Below are 23813 nucleotides of genomic sequence, written 5' to 3' on the forward strand. Positions count from 1 at the left end.
ATGCAGACATTGATGCCGAACTCGGCAAAGCAGGCACCAGACACCAGCCCAACATAGCCAGCCCCGAGAACTGCAATCCTCATCGCGCATACTCCGTTCGAAAGGGGTGCCGTCTGTCGCGCTGCCTAGACTGCCGCCACCTATCCTACAAGGAAACGAGACGGAGAGCGGCCCGGAGGGGGGCCTTCGCTGCCGCCCGAACCGCGCTACAACCTATCCGAGACCGCGAGCAGGAGAGGCCGATGCGCGCCATTTTCGTACAGATCAAATGCGAGATGGGCCATGCTTATCGCGTTGCCCGGACCATGGCCGACACCATCCCCGAATTGTCGGAGATGCATTCGATCTCCGGGCAATATGACCTGATGGGGAAATTCTACCTGGAACCCGAGCAGGATATCGGCCTCTTCGTGGTCGAGACCTTGCAGACCGTCCCGGGGGTGAAGGACACCTACACCCTCCAGACCTTCAATGCCTTCTCGGCCACGCGGGCGTGAAACCTTGCCACGGAAGGGCCGCGCCCTTGCCGAAAGCTTGCCTTAACCCGGCACCAATATCCTGAGCCGGAGGAGAATACTCGCCATGCACCGCCTCGCTGCCGTCACCCTGCTGTCTGCCAGCCTGGCGCTGGCCGGGTGCCAAAATCCCGATGGTTCGACGAATTGGGGCAATACGGCGCTGGTCGGCGCCGGGGTCGGGGTCGCGGCCGCGCTGGTCGCCGGTGCAGCGACCGATAATCCGCGCCCCTATTACGGCAATCGTGGCTATCGGCCGTCGCCGCGCTATGGCTATGGCGGCGGCCATGGCTACGGGCGCCCCTATCGGGGTTGGTAAGCCTCAACCGAAGCTGCGGAATTCCGGCATCCCGCTGATCGGCGGGGCCTTCCGCAGCGCTGCCAGGTCGGGCAGCGGGCGGCCGAAGCTGGCGTCGCCCCGGAACGCCGCCTCGATCGCCGCGGCGACGCCGAGCACGAAGGCATCCCCGCCCCGCGGCCCGACGATCTGCAGCCCGAAGGGCATGCCCTTGGCGTCGGTGCCCATGGGCAGGCTGATCGCCGGGTGGCCCGTCAGCGTCACGTAATAGGCCATGGCCAGCCAGTGGAAATAGGTCCGGGTCGGCTGACCATCGATCTCCTTCGGGTAGAGCTCTCGCCAGTTGCGCGGGCTGATGGTGATCGCGGGCGTGATCAGCACGTCATGCTCGGCGAAGAAGCGCTGGAAATCGCGGTAGATGCGCGTCTGCAGCTCGGCGGCGCGGGCAGAGTCGGCGAGGCTGTAGCGCATCCCCTCCTCCACATTGGCGATCAGGTTCGGGCCGCAATCCTGCGGTCGGGTGCGGGCCTTCTCGGCATGGGCGGTCAGCACGCCCTGGGCGCGCAGCACCTCGAAGGCCTCGTCGCCACCGCGGCAATCGGGATGCGTGGCCTCGGCGCGAGAAAAGAACGGAGCGATGGCGGCAACCCGTGCCCGGAAGGCCTCGCGCACCACATGCTCGGTCGGCGCCTGGCCGAAATCCTCGGAGAAGGCGAGCTTCAGCGTCGAGAGGTCGAGGCTGCGCGGCGGGCTGAACAGGGCCGGCTCGCCCCGGACAGGGCGGGCGTGAAGCGTATAGGCCAGCGGGTCCCGCGCATCGTCGGAGGCCATGACCGACAGGAACAGGCAGGTATCGCCGACATCGCGCGCCATCGGCCCGAGCACCGGGAGCGGCGACCAGCCATGCGGGCGCCGCTCATTGGTGACGAGGCCGGGGCTCGGCCGGTAGCCGACGATGCCGTTGAAGGCGGCCGGGTTGCGCAGCGAGCCGCCGGTGTCCGACCCGGAACAGAGCGGCGCCATGCCGGTCGCCAGCGCCACCGCCGAGCCGCCGGAGGAGCCGGCCGCCGAGCGGGTATTGTCGAAGGCATTGCCCGTCGCGCCGCAGACCCGGTTGCGCGTATTGGCGCCGAGGCCGAATTCCGGTGTGTTGGTCTTGCCGATGATGACGCCGCCGGCGGCGCGGATGCGGGCAACCATGCCGCAATCCTCGGGCGCGACGTAGTCGGCGAAGATCGGGCTGCCATGCGTCGTCTTCAGGCCGCGGGCATCGTAGAGATCCTTGATGCCGACCGGCAGGCCGTGCAGCGCACCGAGCGCCTCGCCGCGCATCACCGCCGCCTCGGCCGCGCGGGCCGCGCTGCGGGCGGCCTCGTCATCCTGCGCGACCATCGCATTCACCGCCGGGTTCACCGCATCGATCCGCTGCAGGCAGCTCTCCAGCAACTCGACCGGGGACAGCGCCTTGCGGCCGATCAGCCGGCGTGCCTCGAGGGCGCTGAGGTCGCAGGGTTCGGTCATCCGGCGAGTTCCTTCTCGTAGAGGGCAAGGGTGTGACCGTCGAAGCAGGCGAAGACCACGTCGAGCGGTCCTTGGGCGATCAGGTTCTCCCGCACCGTGACGACGGCGATGCGGACGGCCTGCTGCGGCGGATAGCCGTAGATGCCCGTGGATATGGCGGGGAAGGCGATGGAGCGCCCGCCCGCTTCCCGTAACAGAACGAGGCTGGAGCGATAGGCGGAGGCGAGCAGCCCCGGCTCCCCCATCGTCCCGCCGCGCCAGACCGGCCCTACGGCATGGATCACATGTCGTGCCGGCAGGCGGAAACCGGGGGTGATCCGCGCCTCCCCGGTGGGGCAGCCGCCGATGCGGCGGCAGGCAGCCAGCAATTCCGGCCCGGCCGCCCGGTGGACGGCGCCATCGACGCCCCCTCCCCCGTGCAGCCCCTCATTCGCCGCCGTCACCACCGCATCGACGTCGAGGGTCGTGATATCGGCCTGCAGCGCCCGCATGGCGCTAGAAGCCCAGCGCGCAGCCATCCTTCCGCGGGTCGCTGCCACCGACCAGCAGCCCCGCCTTGCGGTCGATGAAGATCGCCTGCCCGCCGCCATGCGGCTTGTCGATCAGCGCCACCTCATGGCCGAGCCGGCTCAGCCGATCGAGCACGCTGGAGGGAATGGTCCGCTCCACCTCGACCACGCCCTTGGCCGGCGAGGGGAAGAGGCGCGGGCAATCGATCGCCTCCTGCACGTCGAGGCCGAATTCGAAATGGTTGGCCAGGAACAGCGTCTGGCCCATCGGCTGGAAATGCCCGCCCATCACGCCGTAGGGCATGATGGCCTCCCCATCCTTCATGACCATGCCGGGGATGATGGTGTGCATCGGCCGCTTGTCGGGGGCGATGCAATTCGGGTGGCCCTCCTGCAGGCGGAAGCCGTAGCCGCGATTATGCAGCATCACGCCCGAATTCTCGGCCAGGATGCCGCTGCCGAAGCTCTCGAAGAGGCTGTTGATGAAGGAGCAGGCATTGCCCTCCTCATCGACGACGCAGAGATAAACCGTGTCCTTATGCTTCGCGAGGTCGCTGGTGCCGGCGGGCGGCAGCATCCGCATCGCCTGCTCGTCGCTGATGAGGCCGCGGAGCCGCGCGAGATAGGCCGGGTTGGTCAGCGCCTCGACAGGTACATCCACCTGCGCCGGGTCGGCGAGGAAAGCATCGCGGTCACGATAGACCAGCCGCGCCGCCTCGATATGGCGATGGTAGCGCTCGGCGCTGATCGGTCCCGCCTCCGGCGTGTCGAACCCTTCCAGGATGCCGAGCATCTGGAGGACATGCAGGCCCGAGCCGTTGGGCGGGCATTGATAGACCTCCATCCCACGCCAGGCCGTCTTGATCGGCTCGACGAATTCGGCCCCGCGCAGGCTGCGGGCGAAATCCTCCTCGGTATGGAGGCCGCCGAGCGCGCGTAGCGTCGCCACCATATCGGCCGCGACCTCGCCTTCGTAGAAGCCGCGCGCACCCTTGGCGCCGATGGTCCGCAGCGTCCGGCCGAGCTCCGGCTGGACGAAGCGGTGGCCGATGCGCGGTGCCTCGCCATCGACCAGGAAGCGCCGCGCCGAGGCCGCGTTGCCCCGCAGCTTGCCGGCGGCGGTGGCCCAATCGGCGGCGACACGGGCATGGACCGGCCAGCCCTCCTCGGCGCAACGGATGGCCGGGCGCAGCAGCTCGTCCAGCTCCTTCCGGCCATAGGTCTTGTTCAGCAGCTCCCAGCCCGAGACGGCGGTCGGGATGGTGACGACATGCGGCGAGGTCGGCTCGAGCGCACTCACCTGGCGGGAGCGCAGAGCCTCCGGCGTCGAGGCCGCCGGCGCCCGGCCGGAGCCGTTCATGGCAACGACCTTGCCGGTGCCGGCCGGGGCGTAGAGGCAGAAGCAGTCGCCGCCGATGCCGGTGCTCTGCGGCTCCACCACGCCGAGCACGGCGACGGCGGCGATGGCCGCATCGAGCGCATTGCCGCCGCGCTGGAGCACTTCGAGGGCGGTGAGGGTGGCGATCGGCATGGAGGTCGCGGCCATGCCGCGGGTGCCATAGACGGCGCTGCGGCCGGGGGCGTGGAAATCGCGCTTCATGGGTCCTGTCCGTCCTCTGGCCCTGGGGTCATGCCCGGCTCTGGGCCGTTTCTGGATGCAGCCGCGGGTTTCGGCAAGTCGCCTTGCCCCGCCTCCGCTCGGCGGGCTATTCCAAACGCATGACGGACCCCATCAGCTATGCGGATTTCGAGAAGGTCGATATTCGCGTCGGCACCATCATCGATGCCCAGCCCTTCCCCGAGGCTCGCAAGCCGGCGATCAAGCTCTGGGTCGATTTCGGCGGCGCGATCGGGGTGAAGCGCTCCTCCGCGCAGCTCACCGTGCATTACACGCCGGACCGGCTGATCGGCCGGCAGGTGGTGGCGGTGGTGAACTTTCCACCCCGCCAGATCGGCCCCTTCATGAGCGAGGTGCTGGTGCTCGGCGTGCCGGACGAGAACGGCGCCGTCGTCCTGCTGAAGCCCGATCTCGCTGTCCCCAAGGGCGGGCGGATGTTCTGAGATGGCCGAGAAATACTACACCGTTGGCTGGGAGCAGCTGCACCGCGACAGCAAGGCACTGGCCTGGCGCCTGATGGAGCACGGACCTTTCAGGGGAGTCGTCGCCATCACCCGCGGCGGCATGATCCCCGCCGCCATCGTGGCGCGGGAGCTGGAATGCCGCCTGCTGGAGACAGTCTCCGTCGTCACCTATGACGAGGAGTCCATGGGCCAGCCCCAGGTGGTGAAGCCACCGCTCGCCGCCGGCGACGGCACGGGCTGGCTGGTGGTGGACGACCTCGTCGATACCGGCACCACCGCGAAGGTGGTTCGCGCCTTGCTGCCGCAGGCGCATCTCGCCACGGTCTATGCCAAGCCCGCCGGCAAGCCCCTGGTCGATACCTTCATCACCGAGGTCAGCCAGGATACCTGGATCCTCTTCCCCTGGGATACCGAGGCGCAATTCGTCGCCCCGATCGCCCGCAAGGCGGGGAAGTAGCCGCCGGCTTGCCCTAGTTGGCGGCGCCCGGCCCCTCGTCCCGGCTGGCCAGCACCTTGTCCACCCGGCGCCCATCCATGTCGACGATCTCGAAGCGCCAGCCGGCCCAGACGATGCGGTCGCCCTCGCGCGGCACGCGGCGCAGCAGGGCCAGCATCAGGCCGGCAACGGTGTGGTAGCTGCCCTGATAGGGCAGCGGCGGCAGGTCGAGCCGGGCACGCAGCTCGTCGCTCGGCATCATGCCCTCGAGCAGCAGGCTTCCATCGCTCCGGGTCACCAATTCGCCTGACTCCTGGGGTGTTTCGGCCGGGCCAAGCTCGCCGATGATCGCCTCCAGCAGATCGAAGGCGGTCACCACCCCCTCGAAGCTGCCATATTCATCGAGCACCACGGCGATGCCGATGGTGTCATGCCGCATGCGGTCGAGCGCATCGAGGGCGTTGAGGTTGTCCGGCAGCACCAGCGGCTGGCGCAGCACCTTGGCGAGCGAGAGCGGCGTTCCCTCCAGCGACTGGTCCAGCAGGTCCTTCGCCACCACCACGCCGACCACATTGTCGATCCGTCGGTCGGCCACGATGAAACGCGTCACATCCTGCGCCCTGAGGGCCGCCGCGATGTCCTGCGGCGCGGCGTTGCGGTCGATCCAGGCGACGTCGTTGCGGGGCGTCATCAGGGCGCGGACCGGCTTGTCGGCGAGGCGCAGCACCCGCTCGATCATGTGCCGCTCCTCATGCTCCAGCGCGCCCGCCTCCGCGCCCTCGGCGACCACTGCCTTCACCTCCTCCTCCGTGACCGCCTGCTCGACCGCCGGGGCCGGCCCGAAGAGCCGCAGGACCAGGCTGGAGGAGAGGCTCAGCACCCAGACGATGGGTCCGGTGACCCGGGCGAGGATCGTCATCGGCCGGGCGACGGCGACGGCGACCCGCTCCGGGTCCCGCAGGGCGAGTTGCTTCGGAACCAGCTCGCCGAGGATGAGGTTGGTATAGGCGATCAGCAGGACGACGAGGGCGAAGGCAGCCTCGGTGGCGAATGGCGCAAGCCCGGGAATGGCCGAGAGTGCCTCGCCGAGGGGACCTGCCAGCCGCGCGCCGCCGAAGACGCCGGCCAGGATGCCGACCAGGCTGATGCCGATCTGCACCGTGGGCAGGAAGCGCTGCGGGTCCTCCGCCAGGGCGAGCGCCGCCTCGGCGCCGATGCTGCCCCGGCGCTGCATGGCCATCAGGCGGCCGCGCCGCGCCGAGACGATGGCCAGCTCGCTCATCGCGAAGATACCGTTCAGCACCACCAGCAGCAGCAGGATCGCCAGCTCGATCAGGGTCGCCATGACTGTTCCTTCATACCGCCGCCCCTTCTAGGTCGGCACGACCGGTGACGGTAGGGCCAGGGGCAGGCGATCCGGCCTTGCCCTCCCGCCGGCGGTCCCGATCTGGGCAGGATGAATTCCATGCCTCCCTCCGCCCGATGGCTCGGCGCCGCCGGCCTGCTGCCCTTCATCGCCACCGCCCTGCTGTCCTGGATGCTCCCGCCGGAGTTGCGAGGCTTCGCCCTCTTCGCGCTCGCCGCCTACGGCATGGTGATCCTGAGCTTCCTCGGCGCGGTCCATTGGGGCCTGGCGCTGCGCGCGCCGCCGGAGGAAGCCCGCTATGCCGCGCCGAGGCTCGGCCTTGGGGTGGTGCCGGCGCTGGTCGCCTGGGCGGCGCTGCTGCTGCCACCGGTGCCGGGGCTTGCCCTGCTGGCCGGTGGGATCCTGGCCACGGCCTCCGTCGAAAGCCTCGCCGCGCGCCACGGCCTCGTGCCCACCGACTACATGCGGCTGCGTTGGGCGCTCAGCCTCGGCGCGGCGCTCTGCCTGCTGGCGGGCGCAGCGGCGGCACTGAACGGTTAATAAAGATGTTTACCTTTTCAATGAGACAATTTACATTTTATTAGACATTGCGAAGGCGCCTGCCATGACCCCGACTGCCGAGATCCTCCCCTTCCCCGAAAAGCCGGAGGACCGGCTGCGCCGGGCGCTGCGTGCGCTGGACGCAGCCCTCGCGGAGCAGGGCGTTGCGATGGCCGGGCTGCGGCGCGAGCTCGGCACCCTGTCAGGCGCGGTGCAGGGCCTCGACCGGTCGATGCAGGCCTACGCCCATACCCTCGCTGAAACACAGGAGGCAGCACTCTCCGCCCATGCCGAGGCGCGGCGCCTCGAAGCGACGGCGGATGCCATGCTGATCGTCGCCCGTGGCTGACCCCTTGCGGCAGGCGCCGAAACGCGCTCCCGATAGGCAGCGGCGCCGGGCCTCACCGCGTCGCGGGAGCGGAGCGCGATATCCATGAGCCATCCCCTGCTGCCGGTGCTGCGCCGGGCCCGCGTGGTGCCCGTGATCCGCACCTCGACCGCCGCGCATGCCATCACCGCCTGTGCCTGGCTCCGCGAGGCCGGGCTCTCGGTGCTGGAGATCACCCTCACCACGCCGGATGCGGTGCCGCTGATCAAGGAGCTGGCCGGCGAGCCCGGCCTGCTGGTCGGCGCCGGCACCGTGCCGGATGAGCGGGCGGCCGAGGCATGCCTCGCTGCCGGGGCAAAATTCCTGGTGACGCCTTGGGTCGACCCTGCGGTGATCGCCCTTGCCCGTGCCGCCGGTGCCGCCGCCCTGCCCGGCGCCATGACCCCGACCGAGATCCGCGCCGCGCTGGCCGCCGGCGCCGATGTGGTGAAGCTCTTCCCCGCAAGCTCCGCCGGCGGGCCGGCGCATCTCCGGGCCGTCCGCGCCGTCTTCCCTGATGTCGCCTTCTGCCCGACCGGCGGCGTCGATGCCTCCAACGCCCCGGCCTATCTGGCGGCCGGCGCCGCCTTTGTCGGCATCGGCGGCAAGCTGGTCGACGAGTCCCGCATCGCGGCCGGCGACAAATCCGCCATCCTTCGCGCCGCGCGTGAGGTCATGGGCATCGAGCAGGCCTGAGGGACAGACGTCATGCCCGACATCCTCTGCATGGGCGAGCCGATGCTGGAGCTGAACCAGCAGCCGCCGAGCGCCGATGGGCGCGTGCTCTATCTGGAAGGCCAGGGCGGCGACACCAGCAATGCCGCCATCGCCGCCGCCCGCAACGGTGCCAGCGTCGGCTACGTCACCGCCATCGGTGAGGACCGGCCGGGCGACGGCTTCATGGCCCTCTGGCAACGCGAAGGCGTCTCGACCGATACGGTACTCCGCCGGCCCGACGCGCCGACGGGGATGTACATCGTCACCCATGACGAGCGCGGCCATGATTTCACCTTCTACCGCACCGGAAGCGCCGCCAGCCGCTACCGGCCGGAGGATGTGCCGGAGGCGGCCATCCGCGCGGCGCGGCTGCTGCATGTCTCCGGCATTAGCCAGGCGATCTCGACCAGCGCCTGCGACGCGGTCTTCCACGCCATCGCCGTCGCCAGGGCGGCGGGGGTGCGGGTCTCCTACGACACCAACCTCCGGCTTCGCCTGTGGCCCGCGGCGCGGGCGGCAGCGGTGATCCATGCGGCCATCGCCCAGGCCGACATCGCCCTGCCCTCGCTTGAGGATGCCCGGGCGCTGACCGGGCTGGAGGCGCCGGATGCCATCGCCGATGCCTATCTCGGCATGGGCTGCCCCCTGGTGCTGCTGAAGCTGGGGGCCGAGGGCGTGCTCGTGGCCCGGCCGGAGGGCCGGGTGCTGGTCGGCGGCCGGAAGGTCGCCGCGGTGGACGCGACCGGCGCCGGGGATACCTTCGCCGGCGCCTTCCTCGCCCGCTTCGTCGAGGGAGCCGACCCGGTGGCCGCGGCGCGCTACGCCAATGCCGCGGCTGCCCTGTCGACCACTGGCTATGGCGCTGTGGCGCCGATCCCCCGCCGCGCCGCGGTGGAGGCCCTGCTGGCGGAACCCGGCTGACGCTGGCGATTGCCGCTTACCTACGCGCAACAACCGGGCTATCGCTGGCCATGCGCCGTGCCCTTCTTCCTCTCCTGCTGCTGCTCGGTTGCGCTCCGGAGCGGCAGGTGGCGCCAATCCCCTTCGATTCGCCGGCTGCGGAGGTCAGCGTTCCGGCCCTCGGCGGGCTGGTGCGGGCCGGTCAGGCCTGCGGTGTGCCGCTCTCCGCCACCACCCTCGACCGGGCGGCGCGGATCGAGACGGCGGCGATCGAACAGAAGGAACGCATCGGCGGCACCGCGGCGCGCGACGCCTTCCTCCACAGCATGGCGGCACCCGATTTCGGCCGCGGCGGCGAGGAGCGCGACCGCTGGTGCGCGGCACGGCGGCCCGAGGTCGAGCGGATGAATGCCATCCTCAGCGGCCCGGCCGGCGCCGCCATGCTGCAGCGGGCGGAGATCGCACGCGCCCTTCGCCGCTGAGGCCTCAGCGCCCCGACCATCCGAGTGCAGCGCCGCCGCTGATGGTCACCGGCCGGGCATCAGCGATTGGCGCCCGGCCTCAGCCGCAGGCTGGGGCGGAGATTGGTGAAGGGCAGCGTCGCCGGGTCAGCCACCACGGGGCCGGGGGCCGCGACCACCAGCACCTGCTCGGCGATCGGCTGGAAGTCGGCGCGGAAATGCACGCTCGACTTCAGCGCCAGGATCTTCTGCTCCCGTGGCTCGATGCCGATATGGGTGAACAGCGCCTGATCCAGCGCCTGCATCTTCCGGGTGACGACGATCACGCGGATGCCGGGTGCGACGCGGATCAGCGCGGTCGGCCCCAGATCGGCCGGGTTGCCGCGCCCCATGGGCCCCGTGCAGGTGAACCGCCCATCCGTCAGCGCCTCCACCGTCGCGGTGACGGCGAGCGGCGCCCCATCGCTCTTGCCGCCAAGCGAGAGCGCCAGGGTCGCCCCGACACCCGCCTCCTGGCAGGCGGCCGCGCTCTCCGCATCGTTGATGAGGCCGAGCACGGCACCCTGCGCATCCTGCCGGATGAGCTCGGCGAGCAGGCCGGTGGTGTCTCCATGGCCGCCGCCGCCGGGATTGTCCTGGGTATCGGCCATGACGACGGGCTTCGTGGCATCACGCGCGATGGCAATGGCCTGGGCGACACCCTCCGCCGCCGGGGCGACGCCGCCGGCGAAGTCCGGCTCATGCGCATCCATATAGGCCTTCAGCGCGGCGACGGCGGCATCGGCCTGGCCCTGCGTCTCGGCATAGGCCGCGATGGCGACGCCGCAGCCCGGGAAGTCCGCATAGGGAAAGCCGAAGCAGAAGGCGAGCTCCGCCGCGCCATGCTCGGCGGCCAGGCGCTCCCGCTCCTCCAGCACGCCGGACATGGGCGGCACCATGGTGCATTGCATGGTCAGCGGGATGAGGAAATCGACTTCGGCAAAGGCCTTCGCCCAGGGGCGGCCGCGGCGGATGCGCTCCAGCAGCAGCCGCATCGCCTGGGCACCGGCCGGCTTCATGTCCACATGCGGGTAGGTGCGATAGGGCACCAGCGCATCGGCGCAACCGGTCATCGCCCGCGTCATGTTGGCATGCGGGTCGAGGCTGACGGTGATCGGCAGCTCCGGGCCGACGACGGCGCGGATGCGCCGCAGCAGCTCACCCTCGGCATCGTCGAAGCCCGCCGCGACCATGGCACCGTGCAGCTCGAGATAGATGCCGTCGAGCGGGCCCTCCTCCAGCGCGTCCGACAGGGCGGCCACCATCAGCGCCGCGATGCGCTCGAATGCCTCGGCCGTCACCGGGCCGGCCGGATTGGCGAAGCACCAGGTGAGCGGCGCGAGCACGACACCCGCCGCCTCCGCCACCTCGATGGCGCCGGCGCAGGGTACGGAGGTCGGTCGCAACGTCTCGATCAGCGTCGCCGGGCGTTGCAGGCCGGGGAAGCCGCCCGGGCGGACGAATTCCTGCCAGCCGGTTGGCAGCGGGGCGAAGGAATGGCTCTCGTGCTGGAAGCCACCGATGGCGATGCGCATGCGTCTATCCTGGGGCGTTCGCGGTTTCGATCACGGCATCGGCCAGTACCCGCAGCCCGATCTCGGCCCATTCGCGGGAGATCGATTCCGTCGGGTGGTGGCTGATGCCGCCATGGCAGGGAATGAAGAGCATCACCGCCGGCATGCGGGATGCGGCATGATAGGCATCATGCCCGGCGCCGCTCAGCATGTCGCGGTGGCGCGCCCCGTGCCGCGCGGCGGCGGCGCGCAGCCGCCCGGCAAGGTCCGCATCGAATTCGACACGCGGGAAGGCCCAGTAGGTTTCGCGCGAGACCGCCACCTTGCGGCGGGCGGCGATGGCGCCGAAGGCGTCATCGGCCTCGGCCCAAAGCGCCTGCAGCGTCCCAGTCGAGGGGTGGCGGTAATCCATGGCGAAGCGAGCGCCGCCAGGCACCACGCCATCGGCCCCGGGCTCGACGATGACGCGGTTGACCGTGCATCGGCCCTCCGGTGCGCGGGAGAGCAGGATGCGCTCGGCCGCCCCCATCATCTCGGCCGCGGCGAGCAACGCATCCTGGCGCATCTCCATCGGCGTGGTACCGGCATGGCTGTCCTTGCCCAGCACGCGGACCATGGCGCGCTCGGTGGCGAAGCCGGCGGTGACGATGCCGAGGTCGTAACCCTCCGCCTCCAGCACCGGGCCCTGCTCGATATGCGCCTCGAAATAGGCGGCGGCATCCTGCAAGGCGGCCGGGTCGGCGGGGCCGCCCCAGCCGGTGCGCACCAGGGCATCGCCATAGCGCTCGCCATCATCGATGGCGCGGCGGTCGAGCACCTCCGCCTCGGGCAGCACGCCCATGGCACCGGCGGCGCCGATCATCGAGGGACTGAAGCGGCAGCCTTCCTCACTGGTCCAGTTCACCAGGATGATGGGCGCCTCGGTCTCGGCGCCGGAGTCCTGCAGGGCGCGCAGGATCTCGAGCCCGGCCAGCACGCCATAGGGCCCGTCGAATTTCCCGCCCGTTGGCTGGGTGTCGAGATGGCTGCCGACCAGCACCGGCCGCCGCGAGGGGTCCCGCCCCTCCCGCCGCAGCATCATGTTGCCGAGCCGGTCCACCGTGACGGCAAGGCTCGCCGCCCGGCCCCATTCGGCCAGCAGCGCCCGCGCCTCCCCATCGAGGGCGGACAGCGCCGGGCGGTTGCAGCCGCCCTCCGGCGTCGCGCCGATGGCCGCCATCGCCATCAGGCTGCTCCAGAGCCGGTCGGGCGACAGCGGCAGGTTCATGGCCGGACCAACCCTGCCGTCGCCAGCGCCGCATCGGCCAGCACCTGCATCCCGGCCGTCGCCCATTCGGGCGTGATGCTTTCCGCCTCGTTGTGCGAGAGGCCGCCATGGCAGGGGGTGAAGACCATCACCGTCGGCACCTTGCGCGCCATGTAGACGGCATCGTGGCCGATGGCGGTTGGCAATTCCCCGTAGCGAAGGCCTCGGGCCTGGGCGCCGTCGCGGGCGCGGCCCACCAGCGCGTCGTCGAAGGGCGTCAGCGGCGAGTGCCAGAAGGGCGCGACCGTCACGGTCACCTTGCGGGCGGCAGCAATCTCCGCCCCGCGCGCCGCCAGCGCCTCGCCCATGCGGCCGAGCGCATCCGGGTCGCTGTGGCGGAAATCGACGCTGAAGAAGACGCGGCTCGGCGCCACGTTGCGCGAGGCGGGATAGACCTCGACCACGCCGACCGTGCCGCGGCCGGGCTCGCCATTCGGGGCGAGCGTCCCGAGCGCAATCTCCTCGACGGCGGCGATGAGGGGCGCCGCAGCCATCATCGCGTCCCGCCGCCCGGCCATGGGCGAGCCGCCATGCGCGTCCTCGCCCTCGACCGTGACCTCGAACCAGCTCTGCGCCAGGGCATGGGTGACGATGCCGACATCGAGCCCGGCATCCTCCAGCAGCTTGCCCTGCTCGATATGCAGCTCGAGATAGGCGCCGACCTTCTGCAGCTCGGCCGGGTCCGCCTCGCCCTGCCAGCCGATGCGCCGCAGCTCCTCGCCGAAGACGGCGCCGTCGGCGGCGCGCTTGGCCAGGATCTCAGCCTCGGTGAAGAGGCCCATGGCCGCGCCGCTGCCCATCATGGGCGGGGAGAAGCGCGCGCCCTCCTCATTGGTCCAATTGATCAGCAGCAGCGGCGCCTCGGTCTCCGCCCCCGCCTCGTGCAGGGCGCGCATGATCTCGAGCCCCGCCAGCACGCCGAGCACGCCGTCGAATTTCCCGCCCGTCGGCTGGGTGTCGAGATGGCTGCCGATGGCGACGGGGGCACGGCTCGGGTCCCTGCCCTCGCGGCGGAAGACCATGTTGCCGAGGCGGTCGACGGTGAGGGTCAGCCCGCAGGCCTCGCCCCAGCGCTGGAACAGCGCGCGCCCTTCGGCATCGAGATCCGTCAGGGTCTGCCGGTTGCAGCCGCCCTTCGGCGTGCCGCCGATCTTCGCCATCTCCATCAGGCTCTCCCAGAGCCGCGTGCCGGAGAGCGGGAGGTTGGATGCGGACATGGGCTCAGGCCTTCTCAAGGCCGCACCACTCGGCCATGGCGAGGGCAATGGTGCGGGTGATGCCGTGCATGCTCTCGAGCCCGACATTCTCGTCGATGCCGTGGATATCCACCGCATCCGGGCCGAAACAGGCAACCGGCGTATCCTGGTACAGCGTGAAGAAGCGCCCATCCGTCAACCCCGTCGCCGGATAGTCCCGCAGGCTGCCGCCCGTGGCTTCGGCATAGGAGCGACGCGCGAGCTGGACGATGGCCGCATCGGTATCGAAAACACAGGGGTCGGCCATGAAGCCCTTGAATTCCAGGCGCACCTGCGCGCCGCGCAGCCGCTCATGCCCCCTCGCCTGCTCGACCAGCCGCTCGATATCCGCCCGCGTCTGCGCCGCCGTATAGCCCATCATCACCCCGACGCGCAGGCCGATGCGGCAGCGCGTGGCGACCGAGGAGTTCCACTCGCCGCCCTCAATGGTGCCGAGATTGACGTTGACCGGATGGTTCACGCCGCGGAAGGCGGGGTGGATGCGGGAGCCGTCATTCATCTCCCGCTCATAGTCCTTGAAGGCGCCGGCGATGATGGTCGCCGCCTCGATCGCATTCACCCCCGCCTGCATGTCCCGCACATGCGCGGGGCGGCCGGAGACCGTCACCCAGGCCCAGACCACGCCGACCTCGGCGGTGTAGAGCGCGTCGAGCCCCGGCCCCGGTTCGGGGATGATGACCGCATCGGTCTTCGGCATCGCCAGCATGGCGGCGAGCGCGCCGTTGCCGCTGCACTCCTCCTCGATCACCGACTGCATCTGCACCTCGGCGGCCGGCTGCAGCCCGGCCAGGCGCAGCGCCTTGAAGGCGGTGACGTAGCTGACGATGCCGGCCTTCATGTCGCCGGCGCCGCGGCCATACATGCGGCCGTCCCGGATATCCGGCTCATAGGGCGGGGTCGCCCACATATCCGCCGCCCCTTCGGGCACCACATCGACATGGCCCTGCAGGGTAAGGCTGCGGCCGCGCCTCTCCCTCGGCTGATGGAGGGCGACGACATTGTCGCGCCCCTCATAGGAGATCAGCGGCGGCGAGAAGCCGGGATGGCCGGCAAGCTCCGCCGGCACCGTCGGCACCCGGCGCGCGGCAAGGCCGAGCCCCTCATAGATCCGCGCCATCTCGTTCAGCGCCGATTGCTCGTTGCCGAGCGTCGAGGGGCAGCGGACCAGGCGCTTCAGCGTCTCGACGCTGTCCTCGCGCAGCGCATCCACGGCATCGAGGATGGCGCGGCGCGCGCCGGGATCGAGGCTCTGGCTCATGGCATTTCCCTACAAGGCCGGCGGAGTCCAGCCTCTTCCCGGGATGCTGTCCAGTAGCTGCCGCGTATAGGGGTGCTGCGGCGCGGCGAAGACCTCGGCCGTCCTGCCCTGCTCGACGATGGCGCCCCGCTGCATCACCGCCACCCGGTCGCAGATCTGCGCCGCCACCCGCAGGTCATGGGTGATGAAGAGCATGGTCAGCCCCAGCCGCGCCCGGATATCCGCCAGCAAGTCCAGCACCTGGGCCTGGACCGAGACATCGAGGGCCGAGACCGGCTCGTCGGCGATCAGCAGCTCCGGCTCCATCGCCAGGGCCCGGGCGATGCCGATGCGCTGGCGCTGGCCGCCGCTGAACTCATGCGGGTAGCGGTCCATCGCACCCGGGTCCAGCTGCACCAGGCGCAGCAGGTCCCTCGCCCGGTCCAGCGCCTTGGCCCGCGGCACGCCATGAGTGACCGGCCCCTCCGCGATGGTCTCGCCCACGGTTCGCCTCGGGTTGAGCGAGGCATAAGGGTCTTGGAACACCATCTGGATGCGCCGGCGATAGGGCTTCCACGCCGCGCGCGAGAGCGGCCGGAGGTCGGTGCCGTGATAGGCAATGGTGCCGCGCTCCGGCTCCACCAGCTTCACCACGCAGCGGGCGAGCGTCGACTTGCCGCTGCCGCTCTCGCCCACCAGGCCGAGCGTCTCGCCACGGCGGAGGCTGAAATCGGCATCGTGCACCGCCCGCACCACGGCGCGGGCGCCGAAGAGCCCACCGCGCCGATAGGTCTTCTCGACCTGCCTGAGCTCCAGCACCGGCGCGGCGGTGATGTCCGCCCGGTCCGGCGCGGCGCCATGCGGCACGGCAGCGATGAGCGCGCGGGTATAGGGGTGCTGCGGCCGGTTCAGCACCTCGGCCGCCAAGCCCTGCTCGACGATCCGGCCGTGCTGCATCACCGCGACGCGGTCGGCGATCTCCGCCACCACGCCGAAATCATGCGTGATGAACAGCACGCCCATGCCGCGGCGGGACTGGATCTCGCGGATCAGCCGCAGGATCTGCATCTGCGTCGTGACGTCGAGCGCCGTGGTCGGCTCGTCGGCGATCAGCAGCGCCGGCTCCAGCGCCAGCGCCATGGCGATCATTACCCGCTGCCGTTGCCCGCCCGAGAGGCGGAAAGGGTGGCTGCGGGCGATGGCGGCCGGGTCCGGCAGGTTGACGGCGGCCAGCAGCTCCGGCACCCGCCGCGCCGCATCGGCGCCGCTGCCATGCACGCGCAGCACCTCCGCGATCTGGTCGCCGACGCGCATCAAGGGGTTGAGCGCCGTCATCGGCTCCTGGAAGATCATCGCCATTCGCTGGCCGCGCAGCCGCCGCATCGCCTCCGGCGCCAGCGCCAGCAGGTCGGTACCCTCGAAGCTGATGGCGCCGGCGCGCACCGGCAGCCCCTTCGGCAACAGCCTCATCACCGCATTGGCGGTGATCGACTTGCCGGAGCCACTCTCGCCGACGACGCAGAGGATCTCCCCCGCCTCGACGCTGAAGGAGATATCCTCGACCGCATGCGGCCGGTCGCCGCCGGACGGCAGGGCGACGGTCAGCCCCTCGACGCGAAGCAGGCTCATGCGCCTGCCCCCCGCTGGCGGGCGAGCCGCGGATTCAAGGCATCCGACAGCCCCTCCCCCACCAGGTTCAGCGCCAGCACGGTGAGGAAGATGGCGACGCCCGGGAAGACGCTCATCCACCAGGCGAGGCGGATGACGCTGCGGCCGGAGCCGATGAGAAAGCCCCAGGTCATCAGGTTCGGGTCCCCGAGGCCAAGGAAGCTCAGCGCGCTTTCCAGCAGGATGGCCGATGCGACCATCAGCGAGGAGAGCACGACGATCGGCGAGAGCGCATTGGGCAGGATATCCGTCACCACGATCGCAAGCCGGGACTTGCCGAGCACCTCCGCCGCCTGCACGAACTCCCGCCCCCGCAGCGAGAGGAATTCCGCCCGCACCACCCGCGCCACCGGCGGCCAGGAGACGACGGCGATGGCGAAGACCACCGAGCCGATCGAGGGGGTGAAGATCGCCACCAGCAGGATGGCCAGGACGAAGCTCGGAATGGTCTGAAAGAATTCGGTGAAGCGCATCACCACATCATCGGCTATGCCGCCGAGATAGCCGGCAATGGCGCCCAGCGTGACGCCGACGAGCAGCGCCGCCAGGGTCGAGACCGCACCCACCAGTAGCGAGATGCGCGCCCCATGGGCGATGCCTGCCGCGACATCGCGCCCGAGGCTGTCGGTGCCGAGCAGCATCCCCATCTCGCCCGGCGGGGAGAAGGGTGCGCCCGCCATGTCCCAGGGGCTGCCGGGGAAGAGCAGCGGCGCCGTCGCCGCCATCAGCATCACGAGCAGCAGGATGACGAGGCCAAGGACCGCGCCCTTGTTGCGCCGGTAGCGGCGCCAGAAATCCTTCAACCCGCAACCTCCACACGAGGATCGATGATGGCGTAGAGCAGGTCGGTCAGCAGGTTGAACAGCACGACCATGACGCTGGTGCAGAAGAAGACGCCGAGCAGCACCGGGTAGTCCCGCGCCAGCAGCGCCTCGAAGGCCAGCCGCCCGATGCCCGGCCAGGCGAAGACCGTCTCCACCAGGATCGAGCCGCCAAGCAGCTGCCCCGCCTGGATGCCGGCGAAGGTGATGACCGGCAACAGCGCGTTGCGCAGCACATGCGCCCGCAGGATGCGCCCCTCCGGCACACCCTTGGCCCGGGCCGTCTTGACGAAATCCTGGTCGGCGACCTCCAGCATCGTCGCCCGCGTCAGCCGGGCATAGACGGCAAGGTAGAACAACCCCAGCGTCAGTGCCGGCAGCAGCAGATGCTGCGCCACATCCCAGACCACCTCCAGCCCATGCATCTCGACGCCGACGCTGCTCATGCCGAAGCTCGGCAGCCATTCCAGCCAGACCGAGAAGACCAGCACCAGCATCAACCCCACCCAGAACAGAGGCGTCGCATAGAAGGTGAGCGCGATGACGGTGATGACGCTGTCGGCCCAGCGCCCGACCCGCTGCGCCGCCAGCGCGCCCAGGGTGACGCCGGCCGCCAGGGCAAACGCAAAGGCGGCGCCCGTCAGCAGCAGCGTTGCCGGCAACCGCTCCAGCACCAGCGCCGCCACCGGCTGCTGCTGCCGGTGGGAAAAGCCGAGATCGAGCGAGAGCACGCTCTTCAGATAGATCCAGAGCTGCACATGGAGCGGCTGGTCCAGCCCGAACTGCCGCCGCAACTGCTCGAGGAAGACCGCATCCGCCGCGCCCGATTGCCCGGCGATGACGCTGGCCGGGTCGCCCGGCGCCGCATGCACCAGCAGGAAGTTGCAGACGACGATCGCCAGCACGACGATCGCCGCCTTCACCCCCCGCCGCAGCAGGAAGCCGGGCAGCTTCGAGGCTTCCATCAGGCGGTCAGGAAGACGTCGTCGAAGCTGGCATGCACGCCGAGGCCGTTGGTGATGGCGTTGCGCACCTTTTTGTCATGGATGGTCGGGAAGGCCATCTCCATCAGCCAGATCTGCGGCACCTCCTCGCAGAGGATCTTCTGCACCGCGCTGAACGCCGCCTGCCGGTCCTTTGGATCGGCCGAGTTCCGCGCCGTGGCGAAAAGCTCATCCACCTTCGGGTTCGCGTAGCCACCCGTATTGGTGAAGGTCACTTTCTGGATGTTGGTGGAAACATAGGTCCGCTCCACGCCAAGCGTCGGGTCGCCGAACTGGTAGACGAAGTTGATGGTCGTATCGTATTCCCAGGCGCCGACGCGCCGGGCCCAGCTGCCCGCATCGGTGCTCTCCAGCTCCACCGCAATGCCGACTTGGCGCAGTGACTGCCGCAGATACTCGGCGAGGCGCGTCCAGACCTCCCCGTAAGGCAGCGTCAGGTGCTTCAGGGTGAAGCGCACGCCCTGCGCATTGGGCTTGAGCCCGGCGGCATCCAGCAGCGCCGCCGCCGCCTTCACGTCATAGCCGGCGATCTTGGCGCTCGCATCATGGAACCGCGTGGTGGAGGCCACCGGGTTGGTGGCCGGCCTGCCGACACCGAACCACAGGCGCTGGGTGATGAAGTTCCGGTCGATCGCCATGCTGATCGCCTGCCGGACGCGCACATCGTCGAGCGGCTTCACCCGGTGGTTCAACTCGATCCAGGACAGCGGCGAGAAATACTCCCAGCCCTTGATCGAGACCTCGAGATTCGGTCGTGACCGCATGGCCGGCACGTCGAAGGGCTCGATGTCGCTCGCCTGGGTGAGTTGCACCTGCCCGGTCTCCAGCGCCAGGCGCCGGCTCTGGCTGTCGGGGACGATGCGGTAGATGATGGCGTCGAGATAGGGCTGGCCCGGCTTCCAGTAATCGGCAAAGCGCTCGAGGCGGATGAAATTGCCGCGCTGCCACTCGGCGAAGCGGAAGGGGCCGGTGCCGACGGGCCGCTGCACCGCGGGCGCCGTGCGGTAGTCCTGCCCGTCGAACAGGTGCTTCGGCACGATGGCGCAGGCGCTGGTGTCGAACATCAGCAGGAATGGCTGGAAGGGCTGCTTGAGGGTAAGCCGCACCGTCAGCGGATCCGGCGCCTCGGCCTTGTCGATCAGCGCGAAGATGGCCCGGGCACGCGGCGCCAGCTCGAAATGGAATTTCGTGATGGAGAAGATGACGTCATCCGCCGTCATCGGCGTGCCGTCGTGAAACTTCACCCCTTCCTGCAACCTGAAGACGTATTCGCGGCCGTCCGGGCTGATGGTCCAGCTCTTGGCGAGGACCGGGATGGGCTCCAGCGTCGGGCTGAAGGTCAGCAGGCCCTGGAAGATCTTGCCGGCGGCGACCAGGGTCGGCCCCTGGTTGTTCACGCCGATCTGCAGCACCGGCGGCTCCGGCGTCAGGATCGAGGTGAGCGTGCCACCGCGCCGCGGCGCGATGCCTTGGGCCAGAGCGTCCTGCACCCGCATGAGCACGGGCGCAGCGGCGGTCGCGGCCAGCAGGCCACGGCGCGATACGGTCATTATGATCCCCCAGGTGAATTGTGCACATGCTAACGGCCCGTTCGGCGCATGGACAAGGGCGCATCCGCTGCTAGCCTCCCCGGCATGCGCGCTTTTTCCCACCCCGACCAGATGCGGCACACGCCGCGCTTCTTCCTCCAGCGCGGCCAGCTACGGCCGAACTTTGAAATCCCGGCCCGGGCCGAGGCCCTGCTCGCGGGGCTCGCCCGCCTCGGCATCACGCCGGAGACGGCGGCCGCTCCGGACCGCGCGGCGATCGAGGCGGTGCATGCGCCGGACTATGTCAGCTTCCTCGAAACCGCCCATGCAACCTGGCAGACGCTGCCCAATCCGGGCGACGAGGTGGTCGGCAATACCCATGCGACGGGCGATGCGCTCGCCAATGGCGGCCGCCGGCCCACCGGCATCATCGGCCAGGCCGGGTGGTACACGGCCGACACCTCCTGCCCGATCGGCGCCGGCACCTGGGAGGCGAGCTTCGCCGCCGCCGGTGTCGCCCTCGCCGCCGCGGCGGAAGCGGCCTCCGGGCGCCAGGCCTATGGCCTCTGCCGTCCGCCGGGGCACCATGCCTACCGCGCCCGGGCCGGCGGCCACTGCTACTTCAACAACGCCGCCATCGCCGTCGCCGCCCTGCGCCGAGCCGGCGCGGCCCGGGTCGCCGTGCTCGACATCGACAGCCACCACGGCAACGGCACCCAGGGCCTCTTCTGGGAGGACGGTACGGTGCTGACCGTCTCCGTCCATGGCGACCCATCGAACTACTACCCCTTCTTCACCGGCTATGCGGAGGAGACGGGTGCCGGCGCGGGCGCCGGGGCCAACCGCAACCTGCCGATGCCGGCCGGCACCGGCGATGCCGACTGGCTCGGCGCCGTCGCCAACGGCATCGCCGCCGCGCGGGAATTCGGCGCCGAGGCGCTGGTCGTCTCCCTCGGCTTCGATGCCAGCGAGCACGAGCCGCTTGGCTTGCTCAAGGTCACGGCGGATGGCTTCGCCCGCGCCGGCGCCGACATCGCCGCCCTCCGCCTGCCGACCGCCATCATCCAGGAAGGCGGCTACAATGTGGAGGTCATGGGCAGCCTGCTGGAACGCTTCCTGACCGGCTGGGGCGAAGGCTGATGCTCACCCTCGACACCCATGTCGACATCCGCTGGCCCGACCCGCCGGACCCGCTGGCGGAAGGGCCGATGCGCGTCGACTTCCCGAAGATGCAGCGCGGCGGGCTGAACGCCGTGATCTTCATCGCCTATGTCGGCCAGGGGCGCCGCGATGCGGCGGGCCATGCCGCCGCCGCCGAGCGGGCCGAGGCCATGCTGCGCCACATCCGCGGCCGCGCCGATGGCGAGTCGCACCGCTTCTGCACCACGCCGGACGAGCTTGAGGCCTGCCATGCCGCCGGCGCGCTGGCCGTGCTCTCGGCGGTCGAGAATGGCTACGCCATGGGCCACGACCTCTCCGCCCCGGCACGGTGGCGGGCGCTCGGTGCCTGCTACCTCACCCTGACGCATGACGGGCATAACGACCTCTCCGACAGCGCCCGGCCCCAGGCCCGGCTCGGCGATCGGGCGGCAGAGCATGGCGGCCTCTCCCCGCTCGGGCGCCAGGCCATCGCCGCGCTGAACGCGGCCGGGATGCTGGTCGATGTCTCGCATGTGGCAAAGAGCGCGATGCTGCAGGCGGCCGAGCTCTCCCGCTCGCCGATCGTCGCCACGCACACCGCCTGCCGCGCGCTGCACGACCACCCGCGCGGCATCGATGACGAGCAGCTCGATGCGCTGAAGGCGGTCGGCGGCCTCACCCAGATCACCGCCGTGCCGGCCTTCCTGCGGCCGACGCCGGAGGGCCAGCGCAACCCGGCAAGCGTCGAGGACATGGCCGACCATGTGGACCATGCCGTGCGCCGCATCGGCGTCGAGCATGTCGGCGTCTCCTCCGATTTCGACGGCGGCGGCGCGGTGGAGGGCTGGCAGAACGCGGCCGAGACCCCGAACCTCACCGCGGCGCTGGCCCGGCGCGGCTACGGCCCGCGGGAGCTTGGCCTGCTCTGGTCAGGCAACTTCCTCCGTGTCTGGCGCCAGGCCCTCACCATCGATGGTTGATTTGTAACCGAAACAATATAGTGTCGCGGGCGCATGAACATCGCCCGCATCGCCACCTTCGCCTTCTCCGGCATCGAGGCCGTCCCGGTCGAGGTCGAGGTGCAGCTCGCCCCCGGCATTCCCGCCTTCCTCATCGTCGGCCTGCCGGACAAGGCGGTGGGCGAGAGCCGGGAGCGGGTGCGGGCGGCGCTGATCGGCCTCGGCCTTTCCCTGCCGCCCAAGCGGGTGCTGGTGAACCTGGCGCCGGCCGATATCGTCAAGGAAGGCTCGCATTTCGACCTGCCCATCGCGCTCGGCGTGCTGGCCGCGATGGGCGTGGTGCCGCGCGAGGTGGTGGCCGGCCATGCCGCGCTCGGCGAGTTGTCGCTCGATGGCGCCATCCGCCCCGTCGCCGGCGTGCTGCCGGCGGCGCTCGGCGCCTCGGCGCGGGACCTTGGCCTGATCTGCCCGGCCAGCCAGGGTGGCGAGGCGGCCTGGGCCGGCCGGATCGAGGTGCTGGCGGCGCCCGACCTGCTGGCGCTGATGAACCATTTCCGCGGGACCCAGCTGCTCACCCCGCCGCAGCCGCCCCCACTCGAGTCCATCCCGACGCGCGGCCCCTGCCTGTCCGAGGTGAAAGGCCAGGAGAGCGCCAAGCGGGCGCTCGAGATCGCGGCCGCCGGTGGCCACAACCTCTTGATGGTCGGCCCGCCCGGCGCCGGCAAGTCCATGCTGGCGGCCCGTCTGCCGGCGCTGCTGCCCGACCTCTCCCCGGCCGAAGCCCTCGAGGTCAGCCTGGTGCATTCCATCGCCGGGCTGCTGCGCGATGGCCGGCTGGTCGTCCGTCCGCCCTTCCGCGAGCCGCACCACTCGGCCAGCCCGGCCGCGCTGATCGGTGGTGGTGGCCGGGCGCGCCCGGGCGAGATCAGCCTCGCCCATCACGGCGTGCTCTTCCTCGACGAATGGCCCGAATTTCCCCGCGCCGCGCTGGAGGCGCTGCGCCAACCGATGGAGACGGGCCGGACCACCATCAGCCGGGCCAATGCGCATGTGACCTATCCGGCGCGCTTCCAGTGCATCGCCGCGATGAACCCGTGCCGCTGCGGCTATCTCGGCGATGCGCCCCGGGAGTGCGGACGGGCGCCGCGCTGCGGCGACGACTACCGGATGCGCCTCTCCGGCCCCCTGCTCGACCGGATGGACCTTGCCATCGAGGTCCTGCCGGTGCCGGCCAGCGAGCTGGCCCACGCCCCCTCCGGCGAGACCAGCGCCGCGGTCGCCGCCCGCATCGCCGCCGCCAGGGAGCGGCAGCGCGAGCGCTATGGGCCTGAGGGACCGCGCTGCAACGCCGTGGCCGAGGGCGCGGTGCTGGAACGCAGCCTCGGCGCGGACCAGCCGGCCCGGCAATTGGCGGAGCAGGCGGCCGACCGGCTTCGGCTTTCCGCCCGGGGCTATACCCGCATGCTGCGGGTGGCCCGCACCGTCGCCGATCTCGCGGGCAGCACCCCCGTGCAGCGCGGGCATGTCGCCGAGGCGCTGGCCTTCCGGCACCGCAGCACAGCCCCGGTGGCCAGCCCGGGGTGATTCCACGCCCGCGGGCTTTGCTCTAGAAAGCGGGGCCCACGCCC

General features: G+C 70.5%; 25 protein-coding genes. 12 read left to right on the plus strand and 13 right to left on the minus strand.

Going from position 1 to position 23813, the window contains the following annotated elements; translation table 11 throughout:
• Window positions 1-83 (minus strand): hypothetical protein (locus BLR02_RS17225; RefSeq protein ID WP_143018185.1); only part of this gene is annotated, 83 nt, incomplete at its 3' end.
• Window positions 84-242: 159 nt separating this feature from the next.
• Between BLR02_RS17225 and BLR02_RS17230 the strand changes: the two genes are divergently transcribed.
• The gene (locus BLR02_RS17230) at window positions 243-497 is read left to right on the plus strand and encodes an Lrp/AsnC family transcriptional regulator (protein ID WP_090565397.1); all 255 of its coding nucleotides are present in this window, start codon (window positions 243-245) and stop codon (window positions 495-497) included.
• 85 nt (window positions 498-582) lie between these two features.
• A complete protein-coding gene (locus BLR02_RS17235) occupies window positions 583-834 on the plus strand; it encodes a hypothetical protein (protein WP_090565395.1) in 252 nt (83 codons plus the stop codon).
• A 3-nt stretch (window positions 835-837) separates the two neighbouring features.
• Here the strand turns inward: BLR02_RS17235 and BLR02_RS17240 are convergent, their stop codons facing one another.
• Genes BLR02_RS17240 through ggt form a run of 3 tightly spaced genes read right to left on the minus strand, consistent with a single transcriptional unit; the run spans window position 838 to window position 4443 of the window.
• Complete coding sequence (locus BLR02_RS17240; RefSeq protein ID WP_090664068.1) at window positions 838-2334, minus strand: amidase; 1497 nt, start codon at window positions 2332-2334, stop codon at window positions 838-840.
• On the minus strand, window positions 2331-2825 hold the full coding sequence (locus tag BLR02_RS17245; protein ID WP_090664069.1) for an O-acetyl-ADP-ribose deacetylase: 495 nt from the start codon (window positions 2823-2825) through the stop codon (window positions 2331-2333). Before BLR02_RS17245 ends, BLR02_RS17240 begins: the two co-directional genes overlap by 4 nt.
• 4 nt (window positions 2826-2829) lie before the next feature.
• Window positions 2830-4443, minus strand: coding sequence for a gamma-glutamyltransferase (gene ggt / locus BLR02_RS17250; protein ID WP_218127455.1), 1614 nt, complete (start codon window positions 4441-4443; stop codon window positions 2830-2832).
• Window positions 4444-4562: 119 nt separating this feature from the next.
• On the opposite strand from ggt, the gene BLR02_RS17255 reads away from it, so the two are divergent.
• Together BLR02_RS17255 and gpt are read left to right on the plus strand one after the other, a co-directional pair.
• A complete protein-coding gene (locus BLR02_RS17255) occupies window positions 4563-4904 on the plus strand; it encodes a tRNA-binding protein (protein ID WP_090664155.1) in 342 nt (113 codons plus the stop codon).
• Window position 4905: 1 nt separating this feature from the next.
• Window positions 4906-5382, plus strand: a complete 477-nt coding sequence (gene gpt / locus BLR02_RS17260) for a xanthine phosphoribosyltransferase (RefSeq protein ID WP_090664070.1) — start codon at window positions 4906-4908, stop codon at window positions 5380-5382.
• A gap of 13 nt (window positions 5383-5395) precedes the next feature.
• On the opposite strand, the gene BLR02_RS17265 is transcribed toward gpt, so the two are convergent.
• Window positions 5396-6706, minus strand: a complete 1311-nt coding sequence (locus BLR02_RS17265; RefSeq protein ID WP_090565387.1) for a hemolysin family protein — start codon at window positions 6704-6706, stop codon at window positions 5396-5398.
• A gap of 120 nt (window positions 6707-6826) precedes the next feature.
• On the opposite strand from BLR02_RS17265, the gene BLR02_RS17270 reads away from it, so the two are divergent.
• From BLR02_RS17270 to BLR02_RS17290, 5 genes are all read left to right on the plus strand, one after another.
• Window positions 6827-7267, plus strand: a complete 441-nt coding sequence (locus BLR02_RS17270) for a DUF3429 domain-containing protein (RefSeq protein ID WP_176849640.1) — start codon at window positions 6827-6829, stop codon at window positions 7265-7267.
• 64 nt (window positions 7268-7331) lie between these two features.
• Window positions 7332-7616 carry a hypothetical protein gene (locus tag BLR02_RS17275; protein ID WP_090565383.1) on the plus strand — a complete coding sequence of 95 codons (285 nt, stop codon included), beginning with the start codon at window positions 7332-7334 and terminating at the stop codon, window positions 7614-7616.
• 84 nt (window positions 7617-7700) lie between these two features.
• Window positions 7701-8330, plus strand: a complete 630-nt coding sequence (locus BLR02_RS17280) for a bifunctional 4-hydroxy-2-oxoglutarate aldolase/2-dehydro-3-deoxy-phosphogluconate aldolase (protein WP_090565381.1) — start codon at window positions 7701-7703, stop codon at window positions 8328-8330.
• A gap of 12 nt (window positions 8331-8342) precedes the next feature.
• Window positions 8343-9272: a sugar kinase gene (locus tag BLR02_RS17285; RefSeq protein WP_090664072.1), complete on the plus strand. Its 930-nt coding sequence runs from the start codon at window positions 8343-8345 to the stop codon at window positions 9270-9272.
• A 50-nt stretch (window positions 9273-9322) separates the two neighbouring features.
• A complete protein-coding gene (locus tag BLR02_RS17290; RefSeq protein WP_090664073.1) occupies window positions 9323-9733 on the plus strand; it encodes a hypothetical protein in 411 nt (136 codons plus the stop codon).
• A 59-nt stretch (window positions 9734-9792) separates the two neighbouring features.
• Here the strand turns inward: BLR02_RS17290 and BLR02_RS17295 are convergent, their stop codons facing one another.
• Genes BLR02_RS17295 through BLR02_RS17330 form a run of 8 tightly spaced genes read right to left on the minus strand, consistent with a single transcriptional unit; the run spans window position 9793 to window position 20107 of the window.
• Window positions 9793-11286 carry a M81 family metallopeptidase gene (locus BLR02_RS17295; protein WP_090565376.1) on the minus strand — a complete coding sequence of 498 codons (1494 nt, stop codon included), beginning with the start codon at window positions 11284-11286 and terminating at the stop codon, window positions 9793-9795.
• Window positions 11287-11290: 4 nt separating this feature from the next.
• A complete protein-coding gene (locus BLR02_RS17300) occupies window positions 11291-12532 on the minus strand; it encodes a M20 family metallo-hydrolase (RefSeq protein ID WP_090664074.1) in 1242 nt (413 codons plus the stop codon).
• Window positions 12529-13788, minus strand: a complete 1260-nt coding sequence (locus BLR02_RS17305; protein WP_090565374.1) for a Zn-dependent hydrolase — start codon at window positions 13786-13788, stop codon at window positions 12529-12531. Before BLR02_RS17305 ends, BLR02_RS17300 begins: the two co-directional genes overlap by 4 nt.
• A 4-nt stretch (window positions 13789-13792) precedes the next feature.
• The gene (locus tag BLR02_RS17310) at window positions 13793-15085 is read right to left on the minus strand and encodes an ArgE/DapE family deacylase (RefSeq protein WP_090565371.1); all 1293 of its coding nucleotides are present in this window, start codon (window positions 15083-15085) and stop codon (window positions 13793-13795) included.
• A gap of 9 nt (window positions 15086-15094) precedes the next feature.
• Complete coding sequence (locus BLR02_RS17315) at window positions 15095-16693, minus strand: ABC transporter ATP-binding protein (RefSeq protein WP_090664075.1); 1599 nt, start codon at window positions 16691-16693, stop codon at window positions 15095-15097.
• Window positions 16690-17535 (minus strand): ABC transporter permease, encoded by an 846-nt coding sequence (locus BLR02_RS17320; protein WP_090565367.1) that lies wholly within the window; start codon window positions 17533-17535, stop codon window positions 16690-16692. Before BLR02_RS17320 ends, BLR02_RS17315 begins: the two co-directional genes overlap by 4 nt.
• The gene (locus BLR02_RS17325; RefSeq protein ID WP_090565365.1) at window positions 17532-18518 is read right to left on the minus strand and encodes an ABC transporter permease; all 987 of its coding nucleotides are present in this window, start codon (window positions 18516-18518) and stop codon (window positions 17532-17534) included. Before BLR02_RS17325 ends, BLR02_RS17320 begins: the two co-directional genes overlap by 4 nt.
• A complete protein-coding gene (locus tag BLR02_RS17330) occupies window positions 18518-20107 on the minus strand; it encodes an ABC transporter substrate-binding protein (RefSeq protein ID WP_245704832.1) in 1590 nt (529 codons plus the stop codon). Before BLR02_RS17330 ends, BLR02_RS17325 begins: the two co-directional genes overlap by 1 nt.
• A gap of 84 nt (window positions 20108-20191) precedes the next feature.
• Between BLR02_RS17330 and BLR02_RS17335 the strand changes: the two genes are divergently transcribed.
• From BLR02_RS17335 to BLR02_RS17345, 3 genes are read left to right on the plus strand one after another with little or no spacing between them, the layout of a single operon-like run.
• Window positions 20192-21226, plus strand: a complete 1035-nt coding sequence (locus BLR02_RS17335) for a histone deacetylase family protein (protein WP_090664076.1) — start codon at window positions 20192-20194, stop codon at window positions 21224-21226.
• Window positions 21226-22206 carry a dipeptidase gene (locus tag BLR02_RS17340; RefSeq protein ID WP_090664077.1) on the plus strand — a complete coding sequence of 327 codons (981 nt, stop codon included), beginning with the start codon at window positions 21226-21228 and terminating at the stop codon, window positions 22204-22206. The genes BLR02_RS17335 and BLR02_RS17340 overlap by 1 nt, the downstream gene beginning before the upstream one ends.
• Window positions 22207-22239: 33 nt before the next feature.
• Entirely contained in the window at window positions 22240-23769 is a 1530-nt protein-coding gene (locus BLR02_RS17345; protein ID WP_090664078.1) for a YifB family Mg chelatase-like AAA ATPase, read from the plus strand.
• Window positions 23770-23813: the final 44 nt, after the last annotated feature.

Source organism: Belnapia rosea, from assembly GCF_900101615.1.
In the GTDB taxonomy this organism is placed as follows: domain Bacteria; phylum Pseudomonadota; class Alphaproteobacteria; order Acetobacterales; family Acetobacteraceae; genus Belnapia; species Belnapia rosea.

Bases quoted from the DNA above. Each gene is read 5' to 3' on its own strand.
- BLR02_RS17285 (WP_090664072.1), top strand. From the start codon at position 8,343: ATGCCCGACATCCTCTGCATGGGCGAGCCGATGCTGGAGCTGAACCAG.
- BLR02_RS17295 (WP_090565376.1), bottom strand. From the start codon at position 11,286: ATGCGCATCGCCATCGGTGGCTTCCAGCACGAGAGCCATTCCTTCGCC.
- BLR02_RS17310 (WP_090565371.1), bottom strand. From the start codon at position 15,085: ATGAGCCAGAGCCTCGATCCCGGCGCGCGCCGCGCCATCCTCGATGCC.
- BLR02_RS17340 (WP_090664077.1), top strand. From the start codon at position 21,226: ATGCTCACCCTCGACACCCATGTCGACATCCGCTGGCCCGACCCGCCG.
- BLR02_RS17240 (WP_090664068.1), bottom strand. From the start codon at position 2,334: ATGACCGAACCCTGCGACCTCAGCGCCCTCGAGGCACGCCGGCTGATC.
- BLR02_RS17315 (WP_090664075.1), bottom strand. From the start codon at position 16,693: ATGAGCCTGCTTCGCGTCGAGGGGCTGACCGTCGCCCTGCCGTCCGGC.
- BLR02_RS17265 (WP_090565387.1), bottom strand. From the start codon at position 6,706: ATGGCGACCCTGATCGAGCTGGCGATCCTGCTGCTGCTGGTGGTGCTG.
- BLR02_RS17330 (WP_245704832.1), bottom strand. From the start codon at position 20,107: ATGACCGTATCGCGCCGTGGCCTGCTGGCCGCGACCGCCGCTGCGCCC.
- BLR02_RS17300 (WP_090664074.1), bottom strand. From the start codon at position 12,532: ATGAACCTGCCGCTGTCGCCCGACCGGCTCTGGAGCAGCCTGATGGCG.
- BLR02_RS17235 (WP_090565395.1), top strand. From the start codon at position 583: ATGCACCGCCTCGCTGCCGTCACCCTGCTGTCTGCCAGCCTGGCGCTG.
- BLR02_RS17255 (WP_090664155.1), top strand. From the start codon at position 4,563: ATGACGGACCCCATCAGCTATGCGGATTTCGAGAAGGTCGATATTCGC.
- BLR02_RS17230 (WP_090565397.1), top strand. From the start codon at position 243: ATGCGCGCCATTTTCGTACAGATCAAATGCGAGATGGGCCATGCTTAT.
- BLR02_RS17270 (WP_176849640.1), top strand. From the start codon at position 6,827: ATGCCTCCCTCCGCCCGATGGCTCGGCGCCGCCGGCCTGCTGCCCTTC.
- BLR02_RS17275 (WP_090565383.1), top strand. From the start codon at position 7,332: ATGACCCCGACTGCCGAGATCCTCCCCTTCCCCGAAAAGCCGGAGGAC.
- gpt (WP_090664070.1), top strand. From the start codon at position 4,906: ATGGCCGAGAAATACTACACCGTTGGCTGGGAGCAGCTGCACCGCGAC.
- BLR02_RS17335 (WP_090664076.1), top strand. From the start codon at position 20,192: ATGCGCGCTTTTTCCCACCCCGACCAGATGCGGCACACGCCGCGCTTC.
- BLR02_RS17290 (WP_090664073.1), top strand. From the start codon at position 9,323: ATGCGCCGTGCCCTTCTTCCTCTCCTGCTGCTGCTCGGTTGCGCTCCG.
- BLR02_RS17325 (WP_090565365.1), bottom strand. From the start codon at position 18,518: ATGGAAGCCTCGAAGCTGCCCGGCTTCCTGCTGCGGCGGGGGGTGAAG.
- BLR02_RS17245 (WP_090664069.1), bottom strand. From the start codon at position 2,825: ATGCGGGCGCTGCAGGCCGATATCACGACCCTCGACGTCGATGCGGTG.
- BLR02_RS17305 (WP_090565374.1), bottom strand. From the start codon at position 13,788: ATGTCCGCATCCAACCTCCCGCTCTCCGGCACGCGGCTCTGGGAGAGC.
- ggt (WP_218127455.1), bottom strand. From the start codon at position 4,443: ATGAAGCGCGATTTCCACGCCCCCGGCCGCAGCGCCGTCTATGGCACC.
- BLR02_RS17280 (WP_090565381.1), top strand. From the start codon at position 7,701: ATGAGCCATCCCCTGCTGCCGGTGCTGCGCCGGGCCCGCGTGGTGCCC.
- BLR02_RS17345 (WP_090664078.1), top strand. From the start codon at position 22,240: ATGAACATCGCCCGCATCGCCACCTTCGCCTTCTCCGGCATCGAGGCC.